Here is a 20660-nt window from a genome sequence, read left to right on the forward strand (position 1 = left end):
GAGCAACCTCTTCACACATGCCACACATCGCAACACTCCTTCAGATCAGGGTGTTGCAACCACGGCTAGAAATCGCCTGTGCACGTGCGTGCCTGAGCCGTTCCCGACGGGCGCGCCGGCGGGACGGATCCGGCTGACTCGGACGAGGGTTGCCCCGTCTCATCGGGGGGCGGGACCGCCGAGGCCGGGCAGGATGGCGAGATGAGCGGCGACGAGGAGCAGGAGGGCCAGCAGACGACCGGACGCACCGAATGGCGTGTCTACCAGCGGCCCCTACCCCGGTGGTGGCGCGTGCTGCTGGTGGTGGTCGTGGTGCTGATCCTCCTCCGCCTCGCTCTCGGGTTCCTGGCGGGATGGGACGCGAGCTCCACGTTCAGCAGCCTCGCGACCGCAGCCCTCGGGCTCCTGGTCCTGGTCCAGCTGCGTCCACGGACCCGCGCGAGCGAGACCGGCCTGCTGGTCCGTGGTCATCTCTCCCGCGAGCGCCGACGCCGTGCTCGGGCCTGCCCCTTAGCGGACTCGGCCCCGGGTCAGAAACCCAGGCGGTCGAGCGCCTTGGGGTCGCGCTGCCAGTCCTTGGCGACCTTGACGTGCAGGTCCAGGTGCACCCGGTGGCCGAGCAGCTCCTCGATGCCCTGGCGGGCCTCGGTGCCGACCTCGCGCAGCCGCGACCCGCCGCGCCCGATGATGATCGCCTTCTGGCTGGGCCGTTCGACGAAGACGTTGACCCGCACGTCGGACAGGGGCGAGTCGTCCGGGCGGTCCTCGCGCGGCACGATCTCCTCGACCTGCACGGCCAGGCTGTGCGGCAGCTCGTCCCGCACCCCCTCCAGCGCGGCCTCGCGGACCAGCTCGGCGATCTGCACCAGCGTCGACTCATCGGTGATCTGGTCGGCGGGGTAGAGCTGGGGCGACTCCGGCAGGTAGGACGCCAGCAGGTCGGCCACCTCCTCGACCTGCTCGCCGCTCTTGGCCGAGCAGGGGATGATGGCGTCCCAGTCGCCGAGCTGATCGATGGCGACCAGGTGCTCGGCCAGTCGGTCGCGGCTGACGGCATCCGCCTTGGTGGCGATCGCGACGACCGGCACCTGGCGGACGCGGTGCAGGTCGGCGAGGTCGCGGGCGATGAACGTGTCGCCCGGCCCGACCCGCTGGTCGCTGGGCAGGCAGAAGCCGATGACGTCGACCGAGAGCAGCGTCTCCCGCACCAGGTCGTTGAGACGCTGCCCCAGCAGCGAGCGCGGTCGGTGCAGACCGGGCGTGTCCACCAGGATGAGCTGGGTGTCGTCGGTCGTGCGGATGCCGCGGATCGCGTGCCGGGTGGTCTGCGGCTTGGACGAGGTGATCGCGACCTTGCTGCCGACGAGGGCGTTGGTCAGGGTCGACTTGCCGGCGTTCGGGCGGCCCACGATGCTCACGAACCCGGCGCGGTATGCCTGCTCCTCACCGGGCATGGGAGCTCACCTCGTCGCGGTGCCGGTCGGCGTCGGACCGGTGCGGCCGGTCGGTCTCCTCGTCCGCGGCGGCGTGCTCGTCGTCCTGGCCCGGGTCGTCGTCGGACGTCTGCGCCGCCTCGGGCACCCGGCGCACCAGCACGGTGGCCACCCGGCGCCGCCTCCCGGCCATCCGCTCGGCCGTGAGCTCCAGCCCGGCGACCTCCCCGACCGCGCCCTGGATGGGGACCATCCCGATGGCGGTGGCGAGCAGCCCTCCGACCGAGTCGACGTCCTCGGTCTCGATCTCGGCGTCGAACATCTCGGCGAGGTCGTCCACCGGGAGGTTGGCCGGCACCCGCGTGAGGGTAGTCCCGTCGGCACCGGTGACCTCCTCCACCTCGACGCTGTCCCGGTCGTACTCGTCGGTGATCTCCCCGACGATCTCCTCGACGATGTCCTCGATGGTGATGAGGCCGGCCGTCCCGCCGTACTCGTCGATGACGACGGCCACGTGCTGACGTCCCTGCTGCATCTCCTTGAGCAGGTCGTCGACCCGCTTCATCTCCGGGATCCGCTGCACCGGCCGCATCACGTCGGTCACCGGCACCACGCCCGCCGCCTCGGCGCGGCTGTTGACCGCGCGCGCGACGTCCTTGAAGTAGAGCATCCCGAGCACGTCGTCGGTGTCCTCCCCGACGACCGGGACCCGGGAGAAGCCGGAGCGCAGCAGCAGCGACATCGCCTGCCGCAGCACCTTCTCCGCCTTGATGGTCACGAGGTCCGGGCGCGGGACCATGACCTCGCGCGCGACCGTGTCCCCCAGCTCGAAGATGGAGTGGATCATCTCCCGCTCGTCGTCCTCGATCACGGCCGACTCCCCCGCCAGGTCGACCAGCTCACGCAGCTCGGTCTCGGTGGCGAACGGACCCTCGGCATACCCCCGGCCCGGGGTGACGGCGTTGCCGAAGACGACCAGCAGCTTCGCGACCGGCCCGAGGAAGAGCCGCAGCAGCCGCACGACCGGTGCCGCGAGCAGCGCCACCGAGTCCGTGTGCTGACGGCCCAGGGTGCGCGGCGAGACCCCCACCGCCACGAACGTGACGACCGACATGATCGCGATCGCCACGAGCGCGGTCTGCAGGTGCGAGTCGGTGCGGATGTCGACAGCCACGGTGACCAGGACCGCCGTGGCCGCCTCGGCGGCGACGCGCACGAACGCCGCGACCGCGAGGTACGGAGCCGGGTCGGAGCTGATCCGGAGCAGGGCGCGCGACCCGGACCTGCCCTCGTCCACGAGCTGCTCGACGCGGCGCAGCGTGACCCGCTGCAGCGCCGTCTCCCCCGCGGTGAGCAGGAAAGCGATGCAGGTCGTCAGCAGCGCGACGAGCACGAGGGTGGTCACGCGCGGCCCACCACGTCGTCGTCGGCCGCGCGCGTGGTCCGGCCCCGGTGCGCGAGGAAGGTCAGCAGCAGGGTGCGCTGCAGGTCGAACATCTCCCGCTCGTCCGCCGGCTCCGCGTGGTCGAAGCCGAGCAGGTGCAGGATGCCGTGCGTGGTGAGCAGCAGCAGCTCGTCGCCGACCGCGTGGCCCGCCTCCTTGGCCTGGGCGCGCGCCACCGAGGGGCACAGCACCACGTCGCCCAGGACGCCCGACCGGGCGTCGTCGTCGCCGCGGCCGAGCCCCGGGGTCCCGGGGCGCAGCTCGTCCATCGGGAAGCTCATGACGTCGGTGGGCCCGGGCAGGTCCATCCACCGCTCGTGCAGGTTGGCCATCGTGGCCTCGTCGACGAGGGTGATGGTCAGCTCGACCCGCGGGTTGACCCGCATCTGCTCGAGCACGTGCCGCCCCAGGTCGCCCAGCTCGCTCTCCGGGACCGGCGAGGGGACCTCCCCGGACTCGTTGAGGACCTCGATCATCCGCTGCCCTCCTCGCGCGCGGACCGCGGCTCTCGGCGGGGACGACCGGTGTGGGTCCGGCGCTCGCGCTCGTCGAAGCGGCCATAGGCGTCGACGATGTCGCTGACCAACCGGTGCCGGACGACGTCCTGGCTGGTCAGGTGGGAGAAGTGGATGTCCTCGACGTCGGCGAGGATGTCCTGGACGACCCGCAGCCCGGACTTCGTGCCGCCCGGCAGATCCACCTGGGTGGTGTCGCCGGTGACCACCATCTTCGACCCGAAGCCCAGACGCGTGAGGAACATCTTCATCTGCTCGGGAGAGGTGTTCTGCGCCTCGTCCAGGATGATGAAGGCGTCGTTGAGCGAGCGGCCACGCATGTAGGCCAGCGGCGCCACCTCGATGGTGCCGGCCGCCATGAGCTTGGACATCGACTCGCTGTCCACCATGTCGTGCAGGGCGTCGTAGAGCGGACGCAGGTAGGGGTCGATCTTGTCGGTCAGGGTGCCGGGCAGGAAGCCCAGCCGCTCCCCCGCCTCGACCGCCGGGCGGGTCAGGATGATCCGGTTGACCTGCTTGGCCTGCAGCGCCGCGACCGCCTTGGCCATCGCCAGGTAGGTCTTGCCGGTGCCGGCCGGCCCCAGGCCGAAGACGATGGTGTGCGCGTCGATGGCCTCGACGTAGTGCTTCTGGTTCAACGTCTTGGGCCGGATCGTCTTGCCCCGGTTGGAGACGATGTTCATCGTCAGCACGTCTGCCGGACGGTCCGAGGTGGCCGTGCGCAGCATCCCGATGCTGCGCTCGACGGCGTCCCGGTTCAGCGGCTGGCCGTGCCCCACGATCGCCAGCAGCTCGTCCACCAGCCGCTCGACCAGCGCCAGCTCCGCCGAGTCGCCGGTGAGCCGGAACTCGTTGCCGCGCACGTGCACGTCGACCTTGGGGAAGGCCCGCTCGATGGTGCGCAGGAGCTCGTCCCGGGGCCCCAGGAGGGTGACCATGGGCACCTCGTCGGGGACGACGACGGTATGCGTGGGCTGCGGACGGTGGGTCGGATCGGTCTGCGTCATCAGGACTCCCAGTCTAGACGCCGGAGGCCGGCAACCGCGTCTGCGCGGGCCGCGCACGCAGCGCGCTCACCACGGCCAGCAGCCCCACGGCCACGGCGACCACGAGCGTCCCGACGAAGGCGGTGTGCGGTGCGGTGGCGTAGAAAATGCCGAAGACGACCCCGGTGACCGCGAGCGCCAGCGCGCTGGTGAGGGCCTCGCCGACCTGCAGCGCGGAGGAGTTGCGACCGATCTCCGGCTCCGGCGACAGCCGCATCGTGAGCAGCGAGGTCGTGGGGTAGGCGATGCCCACCCCGAGGGTGGCGACGCCGTAGAGCCCGATCACCACCCACCCCGGCCAGGACCCCCAGACGGCGGTGGCGAGCAGCGCCATGAGCACGGCATACAGGGTCGTGCCGCCGAGCATCAGCCGGTAGCGGTCGCGCCCCGGCGCGACCCGTGCCTGGCACCAGGAGCCGAACGCCCAGGTGCACGAGGCCACGGCGAGCACCGCGCCGGCCTGGGCCGGGCTGTAGCCGTGCTCGTCCCGCAGCATCAGCGGCAGGTAGGCCTCCGCGGCGATGAACGACCCGCCCATGGTCGAGCGCACCCCGACGACCGAGGGCAGGCCCCGCCCGAGGGTGAGCGTCCCGCGTGGCAGCAACCGGCGCGCCGCGAGGACGAGCAGGGCGACGACGACCGCGCCGACGGCATACTCCCAACGGGTGACGCGCTCCCCCGCGAGGTTGAGCAGCCCCACCCCGACCGCGGCGAGCACCGCCCAGCCGATGATCCGTCCCCCGAGGTGGCCCGCGTCGTCGCTGGGGTGGGTCGCCCGCAGCGCCGGCCGGAGCACCCACATCGCGACCAGCACCGCCGGGGTCACGCCGAGGAAGACCCACCTCCACGACAGGTGCTCGACCAGGGTGCCGGTGAGCAGCGGGCCGGCGAGGCCGGGCAGCACCCAGGCGGCGGCCAGGAGGGAGAAGACCGCGGGTCGCAGCGGGTCCGGGATCCGCTGCGCGATGACGACGTAGATGGCGACGGACGCCAGTCCGCTGCCGAGCCCCTGCAGCCCGCGCCCCACGACGAAGACCTCCATCGAGGGCGCCAGGCCGGCGACGAGGAGCCCACCGGCGAAGGCCAGGGCACCGGTCACCACCACCGGGCTCGGGCCGCTGCGGTCCGACCACCAGCCGGCGACGATCATCCCGACCACGCTGAGGGCCACCGTGGCACCGAACGCCATGTTGTAGAGGTGGTAGCCGTCCAGGGCGCCGGCCACGGTCGGCATGGCCGCCGCGACCGCGATGTACTCCAGCGCGAACATCGCGATGAGCACCGTGGCGCCGACGGAGGCGCTGCGGACCCCCGGTGCGAAGATCGCGCCGCTGCGCGGGCGGGCGGACGGGGTGGTGGCGTCGGTGGGGGTGCTCATCGCCACCGACCGGCGGCACCGAGCACCGCGAGGGCGGCGGGGCCGGCGGTCGAGGTGCGCAGCACGGTGCGGCCCAGCCGCACCGGGAGGGCACCAGCCGCGACCAGGGCATCCAGCTCCTCCGGCGAGATCCCGCCCTCCGGTCCGACCACCAGGAGCACGTCGCCGGTGGCGGGCAGCTCGACCGTGGCGAGCGGCTGCGTGGCCTCCTCGTGCAGCACCAGGGCCAGCGCGCAGCTCCCGACCCGCTCGGTCAGGGCGCGCCGGTCGACCTGCTCGCGCAGCAGCGGACGGCGCATCCGGCGCGACTGCTTGGTCGCGGCGACCAGGCTCTGGTCCCACCGCCGCCACGACTTCGCGGCCCGCTCCCCGCGCCAGCGGACGACGCTGCGCTCCGCCTGCCAGGGGATCACCTCGTCGACGTCCAGCTCGGTCGCCGCCTCGATCGCCTGCAGGTCGCGGTCCCCCTTGGCCAGGGCCTGGGCCAGGACCAGCCGCAGCTCCGGCTCGGGCTCGTCGAGGCGTTCCTCCACGGCCAGCTCGAGCTCTGCCCGGTCCGTCGCCACGACCCGGCAGCGGGCGCCGTGACCGGCACCGTCGGTGACCAGGACGCTCTCCCCCTCCCGGATCCGCTGGACCGTGGCCGCGTGCCGACCCTCGGGGCCGTCGAGCCTCAGCCGGTCGGCCCGCAGCTGCTCCGGCGCCACCAGGAAGAGGGGGTCACTCACCGGTCACCGGCCACGCAGGGCGTCCCACAGGCTGTGCTTGCGGCCGGGACCACCGGTGGAGCTGCCCATCCGGCCGGTCGGGCTGGACTCGCCCCTGCTCTCGGCGAACTGCGCGAGCAGGTCACGCTGGTGGTCGTTGAGCTTGGACGGGACCTTGACGTCGAGGTGGACGACCAGGTCACCGCGCCCCTGCCCGCGCAGGTGGGTCACGCCCTTGCCGTCCAGGGACAGCGTGTGCCCGGGCTGGGTGCCCGGCCGCAGGTCCACCTCGACGGGGCCGTCGAGGGTCTCGACCGGCATGGTGGCGCCCAGCGCGGCGGCGGTCATCGGCACCTCGAGGGTGCAGTGCAGGTCGTCGCCGCGGCGGGTGAAGACGTCGTGCGGCTCGACGGCGATCTCGACGTAGAGGTCGCCCGGCTCACCCCCGAAGGGTCCGACCTCGCCCTCGGCGGCCAGCGCGATCCGGGTGCCGGAGTCCACCCCGCCCGGCACCTTCAGGGTGAGGTCACGGCGGGTCCGCACCCGGCCCTCGCCGGAGCAGTCGAAGCACGGGTGCTCGATCACGTCGCCGTAGCCCCGGCATGCCTGGCACGGCCGGGAGGTCATGACCTGGCCCAGGAACGAGCGCTGCACCTGCTGCACCTCGCCACGCCCGCTGCACACGTCGCAGGTGCGGGTGCCGCTGCCGGGCTGGGCGCCCGCGCCGCTGCAGGTGGTGCACACCACGGCGGTGTCGATCTGCAGCGTCTGCTCGCCGCCGAAGGCGGCGGTGGGCAGGTCCACGTCCAGCCGGATGAGCGCGTCGTGACCGCGCTGCGTCCGCGAGCGGGGCCCCCGGGCACCGGCGGCGGTGCCGCCGAAGAAGGCGTCCATGATGTCGCTGAAGGTGAAGCCCTGCCCGAAGCCGCCGGTCGCGCCGCCGTAAGGGTCCTGGCCCCGGTCGTAGGACGCGCGCTTGGTGGCGTCGCCCAGCACGTCGTAGGCCTGGCTGACACGCTTGAACTCGGCCTCGGCCTCCGGGCCGGGGTTCACGTCGGGGTGCAGCTGGCGGGCCTTCTTGCGGTAGGCCTTCTTGATCTCCTCAGGGGTGGCCTCGCGGGCGACTCCGAGGTCGGCGTAGTAGTCGTTCACGGCGTTGGACGTCCTAGCGGTCGTGTCGTGTGCGGTCTCGTGGTCCGGTTCGGTTCAACGGTGTCAGGGGCCGGGGTATGCCGTGAGGTGGCTCACCCGTCCAGGATGTCGGCGACGTAGTGGGCGACGGCGCGGACCGTGGCCATCGCCTGCGGGTAGTCCATGCGGGTCGGGCCCACCACCCCCAGGCCGCCGGCCGCGCCGTAGGTGGTGGCCACGACCGAGGTCGTGCGCAGCGGCTCGTACGGGTTCTCCGCACCGATCGACACGGTCACCGCCTGGGCGTCGTCCACCAGGGCCATGCTGCCCATCAGCCGGAGCAGCACCACGTGCTCCTCCAGCGCCTCGAGCACCTGGGACAGCGAGGTCGGGAAGTCGCTCCCGACCCGGGCCAGGTTGGCCGTGCCGGCCATGGCTATGCGCTCGTCGGTGCGCTCCTGGGCCGCCTCGGCGAGCGCGTCCACCACGATCCTCGCCACGCCACGGTCCGCGTGGCGGACCCGGTCCTCGACGGCCGCGAGCCGCGCCGGCACCTGCGCCAGGAGCTCGCCCACGGCGAGCTCGTTGACCAGGGCCCGGAGCTGGGCCACGGCCTCCGGCTCGTCGGTGAGGTCGCGCCCGGTCTCCACCACCCGCTGCTCGACCCGCCCGGTGCTGGCGATGAGCACGATCATCAGCCGCGTGCCACCGACCGGCACCAGCTCGACGTGCCGCAGCGTGGAGCGCGACAGGCTGGGGTACTGCATCACCGCGACCTGGTGGGTGAGGCTGGACAGCAGCCGGGTGGTGCGGGACACCACGTCGTCCAGGTCGACCGCGCCGTCCAGGAAGCGGGCGATGGCCGCGCGCTCGGCACGGCTCATCGGCTTGATCTGCTGCAGCCGGTCGACGAAGAGGCGGTATCCCGCGTCCGTGGGGATCCGGCCGGCGCTGGTGTGCGGGGCGGTGATCAGACCCTCCTCCTCCAGCGCCGCCATGTCGTTGCGCACGGTGGCGGCCGAGACCCCCAGCTGGTGCCGCTCGAGGAGGGACTTGGACCCCACCGGCTCGGAGGTGCGCACGTAGTCCTGCACGATCGCGCGCAGCACGTCCAGACGTCGGTCCTCGCTCACGGTGGTACTCCTCCTCTCCCTGGCACTCGTGGGCACGGAGTGCCAGTCTACGACGAGGGCGCGCACGGGCATACCATGAGCGCCATGAGCGAGGTGCGCATCGAGACGGACAGCATGGGCCAGGTCGAGGTGGCCTCCGACCGCTACTGGGGAGCGCAGACGCAGCGCAGCATCCACAACTTCCCGATCGGCCAGGACACCTTCGTCTGGCCGCGGGCGATCATCCAGGCGCTCGGCATCCTCAAGAAGGGCGCGGCCCAGGCCAACGCCGAGCTCGGCGAGCTGCCGCAGGACGTCGCCGACCTCGTGGTGCGCGCCGCCGACGAGGTGATCTCCGGACAGCTGGACGACCACTTCCCGCTCGTGGTCTTCCAGACCGGCTCCGGCACGCAGTCGAACATGAACAGCAATGAGGTCATCTCCAACCGGGCCATCGAGCTGGCCGGGGGCGAGCTGGGCAGCAAGACGCCCGTCCACCCGAACGACCACGTCAACCGGGGCCAGTCGAGCAACGACACCTTCCCGACCGCCATGCACATCGCGGTGCTGCTGGAGCTGCGCGACCGGCTGGAGCCCGGCGTGCGGACGCTGCGCGACACGCTCGCGGGCAAGGCGGAGGAGTATGCCGACGTCGTGAAGGTCGGTCGGACCCACCTGCAGGACGCCACCCCGATCACCCTCGGTCAGGAGATCGGTGGCTGGGTCGCGCAGCTGGACTACGCCCTGGGCGAGGTCGTGCACGCCGGCGAGGGTCTGCACGAGCTGGCCATCGGGGGCACGGCCGTCGGCACCGGCCTCAACGCCCACCCCGACTTCGGTGCGCTGGCGGCCCGCAAGATGGGCGAGGAGGCCGGTCTGGACCTGCGCAGCGCCGACAACAAGTTCGCCGCGCTGTCCGCGCACGACGCGCTGGTGCAGACCTCGGCGGCCCTGCGCACCCTGGCCGGGGCGCTGATGAAGATGGCCAACGACGTGCGCTGGCTGGCCTCGGGACCGCGCAACGGCATCGGTGAGCTGCTCATCCCGGAGAACGAGCCGGGCAGCTCGATCATGCCCGGCAAGGTCAACCCGACCCAGTCAGAGGCGATGACCATGGTGGCGACCCGGGTGTTCGGCAACGACGCGACCGTCGGTTTCGCGGGCAGCCAGGGCAACTTCCAGCTCAACGTCTTCAAGCCGGTCATGGTGCACGCGGTGCTGGAGAGCATCCGGCTCATCGCGGACGCCTGCCTGGCCTTCGACACCGGCTGCGCCCAGGGCATCGAGCCGCACACCGAGCGGATCGAGGCCAACCTGGCCAGCAACCTCATGCAGGTGACCGCGCTGAACCCGCACATCGGCTACGACAAGGCGGCCGCGATCGCCAAGGCCGCGCACAAGTCCGGCCAGACCCTGCGCGAGGCCGCCCTGGAGAGCGGCCACCTGACCGCCGAGCAGTTCGACGAGTGGGTGGTCCCGCTGGACATGACCCACCCCCGCCAGGTCTGACCCTCCCACCGGGCGTCGCCTGTGGTCACCCTCGACCCCACCGGGCGTCGCCTGTGGTCACCCCCGACCCCACCGAGCGTCGCCTGTGGTTGAGCCACGGCCACGGAACAACCACAGGCGACGCTCGGTGCCCCTGAAAGCAACCACACGCGACGCTCGGTGCCCCTCAGAGCAACCACACGCGACGCTCGATGGTGATGGCGCGCCTCACGCGTCACGGCAGTCACACCCGTTACGGTCGCTCCTCGTGAGTGATCGCTACGGCTACGGCACCGACGTGTTGGCGACGGACTGGCGCGCGCCCCGGCGCGGCCGCGCCCGGGAGGTCGCGGCCGAGGCCGGCCTGGTCGCCGAGGACGTCGACACCGGCTGGTGCGGCGCCGTGGTGGGCGTGGAGAAGGTCGGCGGTATGCACGTGGTCCACCTCGAGGACCGGCGGGGCAGGCGCAAGGGCTTCCCACTGGGGCCGGGGTTCCTCATCGACGGAGCACCGGTGATCCTCACCGCACCCCCGGACGAGCAGGCCACGGCCCGGCTCGCGGCGGCCCGCGAGCAGGCCGGCCGGACCGCCAGCGGCTCGGTGCGGGTGAGCGACCAGCCGGCACGCGTCGCCAGCGGCTCCCGCATCTGGGTGGAGGGCAAGCACGACGCGGAGCTGGTCGAGAAGGTCTGGGGCGACGACCTGCGGGTGGAGGGGGTGGTGGTCGAGATGCTCGACGGCATAGACGACGTGACCGACCTCATCCGCTCGTTCGCGCCGACCCGCGACCAGCGCCTGGGCATCCTCGTCGACCACCTGGTGCCCGGCACCAAGGAGACCCGCATCGTGCAGCAGGCGGAGCGGGTCAGCCCGTGGGTGCGCATCCTGGGCCACCCGTACGTCGACGTGTGGCAGTCGGTCAGGCCCGCGCGGCTGGGGCTGGACACCTGGCCGGTCATCGAGCGCGGGCGGTCCTGGAAGCACGGCATCCTGGCCGAGCTGGGCTGGCCGCACCGGACCCAGACCGACGTGGCACTGGGGTGGAAGAAGATCCTGGCGACGGTACGTTCCTACAGTGACCTGGAACCGACGCTGCTGGCCAGCGTCGAAGAGTTGATCGACTTCGTCACGGTTCCACCATCTCGCGAGGAGTGAGCAGCATGACCCAGACCCCACCTCCCCCCACCGGGGGGTCCTGGCAGGACCCGCAGCAGACCAGCGGGCCGCAGGGCCATCCGCAGCAGGGCGCACCCCAGGGGCCGCCTCCCGGCCCGCAGGGCTACGGGCAGCCGGCCGGCTTCCCAGGAGGGCAGCGTGGTTCCGCCCCTCAGGGTGACGAGCGGACCATGATGCTGCTGGCCCACCTCTCGGGACCGATCGCCATGCTGTTCAGCGCGGGGTGGCTGCCCTTCCTCGGCCCGCTGCTGATCTGGCTGTTCTACAAGGACAAGTCCGCCGCGGTGCGTTCCGCTTCGGCCGGCGCCTTCAACTTCAACCTCAGCCTGGGCATCGCCAGCATCGTGCTCTGGATCAGCGTGATCATCACCCTCGGCATCGGGTTCATCTGGGCCATCCCGGGATGGATCGCGATCTTCGTGGTCCAGCTCTGGTGCCACATCAAGGGCGCCCTGCGGGCCGCCGACGGACGGGTCTACGACTACCCGTTCCAGCTGCGCCTGCTGAGCTGATCCACACGCGTCACTCGATTCACTGATCCTCGGCGTGTCAACCACGACACGCCGAGGATCAGCATTTTCTTGGGCACAGCTCTTGCGCGGCGGCAGGGGAAGGCGTAGACATGTCCCTACGCACTCCCTCCGGGGAGAGCGGGTCGCAAGGCTGGTCGAGGATTCGACCGTCCTCCGGGACGGAACTCTCGTGATGCGGGAGTCGAGCCTCTGGCACCTTGCGCACCGTCCAGCAGCATCACGGCTGGTCAGTGGCCCGGTTCGCGAACTCATACTTCGCGAACCGGGCCACACCTCACTCACACACTCACCAGGCCCTGCGCGCTCATACCCGGCAGGGTCTGGTCTCATTGTGGCCGGTCCAGGTGTCCTGCCGACGGACCGGCGGTGGCGTGTCGGTGAAGTCCTCAGCCCGGGAGCAGCCTCCGCACCACCGTGTCCGCCAGCAGCCGTCCCCGCAGGGTCAGCACCACGCGCCCCCGCACCGCGGCGCGCCCCTCGACCAGACCGTCGCCGACCAGACCTGCGACGGCGTGGCGCCCCGCGTCCTCCAGCGCCGCCACCGGGAGCCCGTCGGCCAGCCGGACCCCGAGCAGCACGCGTTCGGCATACCGCTCCTGCTCGTCCAGGATCTCCCGGGCGTGCACAGGGCTGCGGCCGGCGCCGAGCCGGTCGCCGTAGGCTCGCGGGTGCTTGACGTTCCACCAGCGCACGCCGCCGACGTGGCTGTGCGCCCCCGGCCCGATCCCCCACCAGTCGGCCCCGCTCCAGTAGGCCAGGTTGTGCTCGCACCTACGGTCCATGGTCAGCGCCCAGTTGGAGATCTCGTACCACCCGTAGCCTGCCGCGGAGAGCACCTCGTCGGCCAGCTCGTACTTGTCGGCCTCGTCGTCGTCGTCCGGCGCGGCGACCTCCCCGCGGCGCACCTGGCCGTGCAGCCGGGTCCCCGGCTCCACCACCAGCGCGTAGGCGGACACGTGGTCCGGCTGCAGCGCGACGGCCGCGTCGAGACTCGTCTGCCAGTCCGCCTGCGACTCCCCCGGCGTGCCGTAGATCAGGTCCAGACTGACCTGCATCCCCGCCTCCCGGACGGCGCGCACGGCCCGCGACACCCCGGCCGGGTCGTGGGTCCGGTCCAGCGTCCGCAGCACCTGCGGCACGGCGGACTGCATGCCCAGGCTGACCCTGGTGAATCCCTGCTCGGCGAGCTGCGCGGCGACCTCGGGGGTGATGGTGTCCGGGTTGGCCTCCGTGGTCACCTCGGCGCCGGGAGCCAGCCCCCACCGGTCCCGCACGTCGGCGACGAGGGAGCCGAGGGCGTCCGGGGAGAGCATGGTCGGGGTGCCGCCCCCGACGAAGACGGTGGACACCGGTCGGTCCTCGCCGGTGCTCAGCACCCGGGCCGCCAGCTCGATCTCGGTATGCGCGGCGCCCAGGTAGCCCTCCGGCGCGGCACCGTCCGCCAGCTCCGGCAGCGTGTAGGTGTTGAAGTCGCAGTAGCCGCACCGGACCCGGCAGAAGGGCACGTGCAGGTAGACGGAGAACGGGCGGCCCGGCATACCCTCCAGCGCGGAGTCCGGCAGGGAGCCGTCCTCGGGCGCGGGTTCACCCGGTGGAAATGCGGAGGGCATGGCCCCAGTGTCCCACCCGACCGGCCACCCCGAGGCTCACGGGCCGTCCACCTCCGCGACACCTCGGCGCGCTAGGGTCGCAGGGTGCAGCAGCGCCTCCGCGAGTACATCGACACCCTGCGTGACCAGGGCTACACGGTGCGCGACGACCAGGGGTCGGACCCGGATCTGATCACACCCGACGGCAGTGCGGTCGACACCTGGCGGGAGGACTACCCCTACAGCGAGCGGATGACCCGGGACTACTACGAGGTCGAGAAGTGGCTGCTGCAGGTGGAGCTGCTGAAGTTCCAGTACTGGGCCAAGGACCACGGCAGCCGGCACGTCCTGCTCTTCGAGGGGCGGGATGCCGCGGGCAAGGGTGGCTCGATCAAGCGCTTCACCGAGCACCTCAACCCGCGTGGAGCCCGGGTGGTGGCGCTCAACAAGCCCACCGAGGTCGAGGCCGGCCAGTGGTACTTCCAGCGCTACATCCAGCACCTGCCGACCTCGGGCGAGATGGTGCTCTTCGACCGGTCCTGGTACAACCGCGCCGGCGTGGAACGGGTCATGGGCTTCTGCTCCACGAGCGAGTACGACCGGTTCATGATCCAGGCGCCGCTCTTCGAGCAGATGCTGGTCGAGTCCGGGGTGTCCATCACCAAGTTCTGGTTCTCCGTGACCCAGACCGAGCAGCGCACCCGCTTCGCCATCCGGCAGCTGGACCCGGTGCGGCAGTGGAAGCTGTCGCCGATGGACCTCGAGAGCCTGGACCGCTGGGAGGCCTACACCTCGGCCAAGGAGGAGATGTTCCGCCGGACCGACACCGACTGGGCACCGTGGGTGACGATCAAGAGCAACGACAAGAAGCGGGCCCGGATCAACGCGATGCGGCACTTCCTGTCCCAGTTCGAGTACGAGGGCAAGGACCACGACGTCGTCCTCCGCCCCGACCCGCGGCTCGTCAAGCGCGCGCAGGACACGGCCGGCGACTGACGACAGCGGGGCGGCGTCGCCGTGGGACGTGCCGAGTGGCCCACTTCGGCAGGCTGAAACGGGTGGCGCTCCCGCCGGAGTGGGCCACTCGGCGAGCCACGTCGGGTCTCTGCCGTCTGTGCGGCCCCGGAAGAACCGTCGCCACTCCTGGGAGCGCCGACCGATCGGTATGCCGCGCTGCCGGAAGAGGCGCTCCTGCCGCTCCAGCGTCTGCTCTGGCGTCGCGAAGACGTCCTTGCTGACGAGCGTCATGATCCGCCAGTCGGCGTCCTCGAACTCCTCGCGACGCCCGATGTCAGCCTCCCACTGCTCCTCGCGTGCCACGTGGTGCCGGCCGTCGTACTCCACCGCCGTGCGCGTGGGACGGTCCGCCGCGTCCAGCCTCCGAACCAGCCGACCGCTGACGTCGGACCAGGGAGTCACCGAGCACGACCAGGTCCACCAGGTCGAGCGTGCTGCTGAGATCCAGGAAGGTCTGGGTCGGAGAGGAGACCCGGACCCCGCGGAAGCAGCGCGTCTCGCCGCTGCCCCAGTGGACGACCACCCCTTCACGACGGCGACGCTTGACCGTGGGTGGCACGGTGGCGTGCAGCTGCGGGGTGTCCGGCACCACAGCTGAGTAGAGCCGTGCGGCCGTGTGGTGCGACGCCCAGGCCTCGTCCACCGCCGCCACGAGGACGGCTGCCTGTGCTTCCACCCAGGCGCGATCACCGGTCCGCAGCTGCGCATACACCCCGCGCACCACCTGGCGGTAGGGCCCTGATTCGAGCCGCTGACGGGACAGTCCGGCCGCCCTGGCCTGGGCCGGGGTGAAGACCGGGTCGAGGTCGAAGGTGTGGCCCACCCGTCGACACTGCCCGATCCACCGCCCCGGTGACGGTCGTCCACAGGGCCTGCTGGCACATCGCGTGAGTGCCGAGCGGCCCACTTCGGTCGCCCTCACCACGGTCCCGGCGGACCGGAGTGGGCCACTCGGCGCGTCGGGGCCGCGGGAGTGGGCGGCTCAGGGGTGCCGGCGGTAGGCGAGGTCGGTGATCTGCCGTCCCGCCTCGGTGCCGCGCCGCTCGAAGCGGGTCATCGGGCGCAGCGGCGCGCGCCCGGTGGAGACCAGCTCCCACGCGGTATGCCCGTCCAGCACCTGACGCATGGCGCCGGCGTAGTGGTCCCAGTCGGTCGCCAGCCGCCACCGGCCGTCCGGCTGGACCAGCGCGGCCACCGTGTCCGCGAAGTCGGGCGAGACGAGCCTGCGCTTGTGGTGCCTGGTCTTGGGCCACGGGTCGGGGAAGAAGGTCCACACCTCGTGCGCGGAGCCCGGCGGCAGCAGGGTCCGCAGCGCGATCGCGGCGTCCGCCTCGACGAAGCGCACGTTGGTCAGCGGCTCCCGCCCCATCTTGGCCAGCGTGTGCCCGATCCCCGGCCGCCACACCTCGAGGGCGATGAAGTCCCACTCGGGGCGCTCGGTCGCGGCGTGCACCAGCGCGTCGCCCGAACCGGACCCGATCTCGATCACCAGCGGTGCGCTCCGGCCGAAGATCTGCGCCGGGTCGATCCGGTATGCCGGGTCCACCGCGGTCGACCCCTCGCCGTGCGGGCGGGGGACGTCCAGGACCAGGTCGCCGGCATACCGGTCCCAGGCCTCCTGGTGCGACCGCTTGAGCATCCGGTCGCCGCGCCGGGTGAAGGAGCGGGTCCGGGCGAGGCGGTGAGCGGTCACTTCTTGCTCTTCGCGGGCTCGGCGTCGCTCCCGTCCTGGGAGAGCGCGGCGATGAAGGCCTCCTGCGGCACCTCGACGGAGCCGACCATCTTCATCCGCTTCTTGCCCTCCTTCTGCTTCTCCAGCAGCTTGCGCTTGCGGCTGATGTCACCGCCGTAGCACTTGGCCAGGACGTCCTTGCGGATCGCGCGGATCGTCTCCCGGGCGATGACCCGGGAGCCGATGGCCGCCTGGATCGGCACCTCGAACTGCTGCCGCGGGATGAGCTCCTTGAGCTTGCCGGCCATCTGCACGCCGTAGGCGTAGGCCTTGTCCCGGTGCACGATCGCGCTGAAGGCGTCCACCGTGTCGCCCTGCAGCAGGATGTCCACCTTGACCAGGTCGGCCTCCTGCGTGCCGGAGGGCTCGTAGTCGAGCGAGGCATACCCGCGGGTCTTGGACTTGAGCGCGTCGAAGAAGTCGAAGACGATCTCCGCCAGCGGCAGCGTGTAGCGCAGCTCCACCCGCTCGGGGGACAGGTAGTCCATCCCGAGCATGGTGCCGCGCCGCGACTGGCACAGTTCCATGATCGCCCCGATGAACTCGCTCGGTGCCAGGACCGTGCCGCGGACCACCGGCTCGGTGATGGAGGCGATCTTGCCCGCCGGGAACTCGCTGGGGTTGGTCACCTCCAGCTCGGTGCCGTCGTCCAGGCGCACGTCGTAGGAGACGTTCGGCAGGGTCGAGATGAGGTCGAGGTTGAACTCCCGCTCCAGCCGCTCCCGGACGATCTCCAGGTGCAGCATGCCGAGGAAGCCGACGCGGAAGCCGAAGCCGAGCGCGCCGGAGGTCTCCGGCTCGTAGACGAGAGCCGCGTCGTTGAGCTTGAGCTTGTCCAGCGCGTCCCGCAGGATCGGGTAGTCCGACCCGTCGATCGGGTAGAGGCCGGAGAAGACCATCGGCCTGGGGTCCTTGTAGCCGCCCAGCGGGGTGCTCGCCTGCCGCCGCTCCCCCGTCACGGTGTCGCCCACCTTGGACTGGCGCACGTCCTTCACCCCGGTGATGAGGTAGCCGACCTCCCCGACCCCCAGTCCCTTGGTCGGCGCGGGCTCGGGGCTGATCGCCCCGATCTCCAGCAGCTCGTGGGTCGCCTTGGTGGACATCATCGCGATCCGCTCGCGGGGCGAGAGGCTGCCGTCCACGACCCGGACGTAGGTCACCACGCCGCGGTAGGTGTCGTAGACGGAGTCGAAGATCATCGCCCGGGCCGGGGCGTCGGCGTCACCGACCGGCGGAGGGATCTCCTCCACGATCCGGTCCAGCAGCTCGGGCACACCCTCCCCGGTCTTGCCGGACACCTTGAGCACGTCCTCGGGGTCGCAGCCGATGAGGCCGGCGATCTCCTCGGCATACTTCTCCGGCTGGGCCGAGGGCAGGTCGATCTTGTTGAGCACCGGGATGATCGCGAGGTCGTTCTCCATCGCCAGGTAGAGGTTGGCCAGCGTCTGAGCCTCGATCCCCTGCGCGGCGTCGACCAGCAGCACCGCGCCCTCGCAGGCCGCCAGGCTGCGGCTCACCTCGTAGGTGAAGTCGACGTGGCCCGGGGTGTCGATCATGTTGAGGATGTATGCCTGGTCCCCGGCCGGTGTGCCGGTGGCCCAGGGCATGCGCACCGCCTGGCTCTTGATGGTGATGCCGCGTTCCCGCTCGATGTCCATGCGGTCGAGGTACTGCGCCCGCATCTGCCGCTGGTCGACGACACCGGTGACCTGCAGCATCCGGTCGGCCAGCGTGGACTTGCCGTGGTCGATGTGGGCGATGATGCAGAAGTTGCGGATGATCTCCGGCGGGGTCGCTGCCGGCTGGGGCACCGACTCGGGGCGGGCGAGCGGGGACAGGGCGGGCACCTCACAGGTGGGCTGGTCGCGGGTGGGCGGATGACGACCCTCAGTGTCCCATGCCGGGCGGGTGGCGCCGCCCGCGACAGGAGGCAGACGCGCCCGTGCCCCCCACGGAAGGAGAGGGACACGGGCGTGTCTCGTGAGGCGCCGCCGCAGGAGGTCTCGGCCTGCGGCGGCGCGGTCTGGGGGTCAGCCCTGCGGCATCAGCACACCGTCGATGAGGTAGACGGTGGCGTTCGCGGTCTGCACGCCACCGCAGATGACGGAGGCGTCGTTGACCATGAGCTCGTCACCGGAGCCCGAGACCTCGACGGTCTCGCCCTGGACGGTGGTCTGCTCGCCCACGACCTCGTCCGGGGTCAGCTGGCCCGGGACGACGTGGTAGGTGAGGATCGAGCTGAGCAGGTCGGCGTCCTCCTGGAGCGTGCCCATCGTCTCCTGGTCGATGGCCTCGAAGGCCTCGTCGACCGGGGCGAAGACGGTGAACTCGTCACCGTTGAGGGTGTCGACCAGGTCGACGTCCGGGTTGACGCCGCCGGAGACGGCGGCGGTCAGCTGGGTGAGCAGCGGGTTGTTGCCCGCGGCGACCGCGACCGGGTCCTGCGCCATGCCCTCGACCGAGCCCGCACCGTCCGGCACCTGCTCGGCGTAGTCCTCGCAGCCGGGACCGACCAGGTTGGCGGCCGGGTCCATGGCCATGTCGTCCTCGGACTCCATCTCGTCGTCGGCCATGTCGTCCTCGGACTCCATGTCCTCCTCGGACTCCATGTCCTCAGAGGTGTCCTCCTCCGAGGCCATGTCCTCGCTCGAGCTCTCGGCGGCGCTGCCGCCCTCGTCGGCCATCTCCTCGCCCCCGCCACAGGCGGACAGGGCCAGCATCGAGGCCATGGAGACGGCAAGAATTCCCTTGGAGATACGCATCATGCATTCCTTTCTGATGGGTCGGTGGTCACGCGACGGAGACCGTCGTGTTGTGCCACCCGGTTGACCCGTCAGGAGCGATGGGCTCCCGCCGGGAGGTCTGAACCTTGCCCGCGCGATCGGTCGCGCGGACCTCGAGCCGGTGCGACCCCGGCTCGGCCGGCCACACCCAGCGCCAGGCGCGCCAGGTCTGGTCGGAGTCTTCGACGCCCAGCTCGGCGTCCTGCCACTCCCCCTCGTCGACCCGCACCTCGACCCGCTCGATGCCGACGGTCTGCGCCCAGGCGACGCCGGCGACGGTCACGTCGCCCGCCTCCAGCTGGGCGAAGGACCCGGGCACGTCGATCCGGGACGAGAGCTTGATCGGGGCCTTCGCGGCATACCCGCGGTCGGTCCAGTAGGCGGTGAAGTCGGCGAACCGCGTCACCTCGAGCTCGGTCAGCCACTTGGTGGCCGAGACGTAGCCGTAGAGACCGGGCGTGACCATCCGCAGCGGGTAGCCGTGCTCCGGCGGCAGCGGAGCGCCGTTCATCCCCAGCGCGAGCAGCGCCTCGCGGTCGTCGGTCAGCACCTCGAGCGGGGTGCCCGCGGTGTAGCCGTCGGTGCTCACCGAGCGCACGGCGTCCGCCCCCTGCTGGATGCCGGCCTCCTCGAGCAGCTCGCGCACGGGTAGGCCGATCCAGGTCGCCGTCCCGAGCAGGTCCCCACCGACCTCGTTGCTGACGCAGGTCAGGGTGATCCGGCGCTCCACGAGCGGCCGGTCGAGCAGGTCGGCGACGGTGAGCTCCAGCGGGCGGTCCACCATGCCGGTGATCCGCAGCACGTGGTTCTCGGCGTCGACGCGAGGGACCTCGAGCGCGGTGTCGACGCGGTAGAAGTCGGCGGTCGGGGTCACGTGGGGCGTCAGGCCGTCCACGTCGAAGCTCACGCCGTCGGGCAGCGGCTCCGCGGTCTGGGCCGGGTCCGGCAGGCTGAGGCCGGACGACGCGGGCTGTCCTGCCAGGGTGCGGGCGGTGCCTCCGGCCACGCCGACCGCAGCCACACCGGACGCGGCGGCCAGGACGCTCCGCCGACGCGGACCCTCACCCTCCGCACGGGGGGCCCGCAGCGTGGAGAGCAACCAGGCCAGCCCACCGACGCCGACGAGCAGCATGGCCAGCACCGCGCCGAGCACGGCCGGCAGCCCACCACCCTGGGCGGGGTCCAGCAGCATCGAGACCGCAGCCAGCCCGACGAGCAGCGTCATGCCGCCCAGGGCCGCCGTCCGGTGGCGTGCCCCCACCCAGCCGATCGCGGCGAGGGCGACCACCAGGGTCGTCAGCACGCCGGCGAGCAGCACCAGCTTGTCGGAGGAGCCGAACGTGTCGATCGCCCACTCCTTGACCGGGCGAGGCGTGAGGTCCACGGCGCGGTTGCCCACGGCGACGACCGGGCCGGTCACCCCGAGGAGCCGCGAGAACCCTTCCCCGGCCAGCACGCCGGCGGCCCCGGCGAGCAGGCCGGAGGCCGCAGCGCCGAGCCGGGAGGCGCGGGGGGAGAGCGTCGTGGTCATGCCCAGGATTCGGCCCGGGACACGCCCACGGATGTGTGACCTAG

At 71.7% G+C, this 20660-nt stretch carries 18 protein-coding genes; 4 read left to right on the forward strand and 14 right to left on the reverse strand.

What is annotated here, in order from left to right; translation table 11 throughout:
• Positions 1-530: 530 nt before the first annotated feature.
• The 8 genes from era to hrcA form a co-directional block, all read right to left on the reverse strand.
• Complete coding sequence (gene era / locus FXF60_RS16120) at positions 531-1454, reverse strand: GTPase Era (protein ID WP_151527005.1); 924 nt, start codon at positions 1452-1454, stop codon at positions 531-533.
• The gene (locus FXF60_RS16125; protein WP_238335893.1) at positions 1444-2838 is read right to left on the reverse strand and encodes a hemolysin family protein; all 1395 of its coding nucleotides are present in this window, start codon (positions 2836-2838) and stop codon (positions 1444-1446) included. Before FXF60_RS16125 ends, era begins: the two co-directional genes overlap by 11 nt.
• Positions 2835-3353: an rRNA maturation RNase YbeY gene (gene ybeY, locus FXF60_RS16130; RefSeq protein WP_151527006.1), complete on the reverse strand. Its 519-nt coding sequence runs from the start codon at positions 3351-3353 to the stop codon at positions 2835-2837. The genes FXF60_RS16125 and ybeY overlap by 4 nt, the downstream gene beginning before the upstream one ends.
• Complete coding sequence (locus tag FXF60_RS16135; protein ID WP_151527007.1) at positions 3350-4399, reverse strand: PhoH family protein; 1050 nt, start codon at positions 4397-4399, stop codon at positions 3350-3352. Before FXF60_RS16135 ends, ybeY begins: the two co-directional genes overlap by 4 nt.
• Positions 4400-4412: 13 nt before the next feature.
• Positions 4413-5816 carry an MFS transporter gene (locus tag FXF60_RS16140; RefSeq protein ID WP_151527008.1) on the reverse strand — a complete coding sequence of 468 codons (1404 nt, stop codon included), beginning with the start codon at positions 5814-5816 and terminating at the stop codon, positions 4413-4415.
• On the reverse strand, positions 5813-6544 hold the full coding sequence (locus tag FXF60_RS16145; protein WP_151527009.1) for a 16S rRNA (uracil(1498)-N(3))-methyltransferase: 732 nt from the start codon (positions 6542-6544) through the stop codon (positions 5813-5815). The genes FXF60_RS16140 and FXF60_RS16145 overlap by 4 nt, the downstream gene beginning before the upstream one ends.
• A gap of 3 nt (positions 6545-6547) precedes the next feature.
• Positions 6548-7675: a molecular chaperone DnaJ gene (dnaJ, locus tag FXF60_RS16150; protein ID WP_151527010.1), complete on the reverse strand. Its 1128-nt coding sequence runs from the start codon at positions 7673-7675 to the stop codon at positions 6548-6550.
• A gap of 92 nt (positions 7676-7767) precedes the next feature.
• Positions 7768-8787 (reverse strand): heat-inducible transcriptional repressor HrcA, encoded by a 1020-nt coding sequence (gene hrcA / locus FXF60_RS16155; protein WP_151527011.1) that lies wholly within the window; start codon positions 8785-8787, stop codon positions 7768-7770.
• An 84-nt stretch (positions 8788-8871) separates the two neighbouring features.
• On the opposite strand from hrcA, the gene fumC reads away from it, so the two are divergent.
• From fumC to FXF60_RS16885, 3 genes are all read left to right on the forward strand, one after another.
• Complete coding sequence (gene fumC / locus FXF60_RS16160; protein WP_151527012.1) at positions 8872-10275, forward strand: class II fumarate hydratase; 1404 nt, start codon at positions 8872-8874, stop codon at positions 10273-10275.
• 247 nt (positions 10276-10522) lie between these two features.
• Positions 10523-11410, forward strand: coding sequence for a DUF3097 domain-containing protein (locus FXF60_RS16165; protein ID WP_151527013.1), 888 nt, complete (start codon positions 10523-10525; stop codon positions 11408-11410).
• Positions 11411-11415: 5 nt separating this feature from the next.
• Positions 11416-11943 (forward strand): DUF4870 domain-containing protein, encoded by a 528-nt coding sequence (locus tag FXF60_RS16885; RefSeq protein WP_238335894.1) that lies wholly within the window; start codon positions 11416-11418, stop codon positions 11941-11943.
• A gap of 407 nt (positions 11944-12350) precedes the next feature.
• Here the strand turns inward: FXF60_RS16885 and hemW are convergent, their stop codons facing one another.
• Entirely contained in the window at positions 12351-13574 is a 1224-nt protein-coding gene (gene hemW, locus FXF60_RS16175; protein WP_151527014.1) for a radical SAM family heme chaperone HemW, read from the reverse strand.
• An 84-nt stretch (positions 13575-13658) separates the two neighbouring features.
• Here hemW and ppk2 point away from each other — a divergent pair, with 84 nt between their 5' ends.
• The gene (ppk2, locus tag FXF60_RS16180) at positions 13659-14549 is read left to right on the forward strand and encodes a polyphosphate kinase 2 (RefSeq protein ID WP_151527015.1); all 891 of its coding nucleotides are present in this window, start codon (positions 13659-13661) and stop codon (positions 14547-14549) included.
• 295 nt (positions 14550-14844) lie between these two features.
• On the opposite strand, the gene FXF60_RS16185 is transcribed toward ppk2, so the two are convergent.
• From FXF60_RS16185 to FXF60_RS16205, 5 genes are all read right to left on the reverse strand, one after another.
• The gene (locus FXF60_RS16185) at positions 14845-15393 is read right to left on the reverse strand and encodes a hypothetical protein (protein WP_151527016.1); all 549 of its coding nucleotides are present in this window, start codon (positions 15391-15393) and stop codon (positions 14845-14847) included.
• A 159-nt stretch (positions 15394-15552) separates the two neighbouring features.
• Positions 15553-16263, reverse strand: a complete 711-nt coding sequence (trmB, locus tag FXF60_RS16190) for a tRNA (guanosine(46)-N7)-methyltransferase TrmB (RefSeq protein ID WP_151527017.1) — start codon at positions 16261-16263, stop codon at positions 15553-15555.
• A complete protein-coding gene (lepA, locus tag FXF60_RS16195; RefSeq protein ID WP_151527025.1) occupies positions 16260-18140 on the reverse strand; it encodes a translation elongation factor 4 in 1881 nt (626 codons plus the stop codon). Before lepA ends, trmB begins: the two co-directional genes overlap by 4 nt.
• Positions 18141-18332: 192 nt before the next feature.
• Entirely contained in the window at positions 18333-19064 is a 732-nt protein-coding gene (locus FXF60_RS16200; protein WP_151527026.1) for a fasciclin domain-containing protein, read from the reverse strand.
• A 28-nt stretch (positions 19065-19092) separates the two neighbouring features.
• Complete coding sequence (locus FXF60_RS16205) at positions 19093-20616, reverse strand: molybdopterin-dependent oxidoreductase (RefSeq protein ID WP_151527018.1); 1524 nt, start codon at positions 20614-20616, stop codon at positions 19093-19095.
• Positions 20617-20660: the final 44 nt, after the last annotated feature.

This window comes from Serinicoccus kebangsaanensis (assembly GCF_008919445.1).
Classification (GTDB): domain Bacteria; phylum Actinomycetota; class Actinomycetes; order Actinomycetales; family Dermatophilaceae; genus Ornithinicoccus; species Ornithinicoccus kebangsaanensis.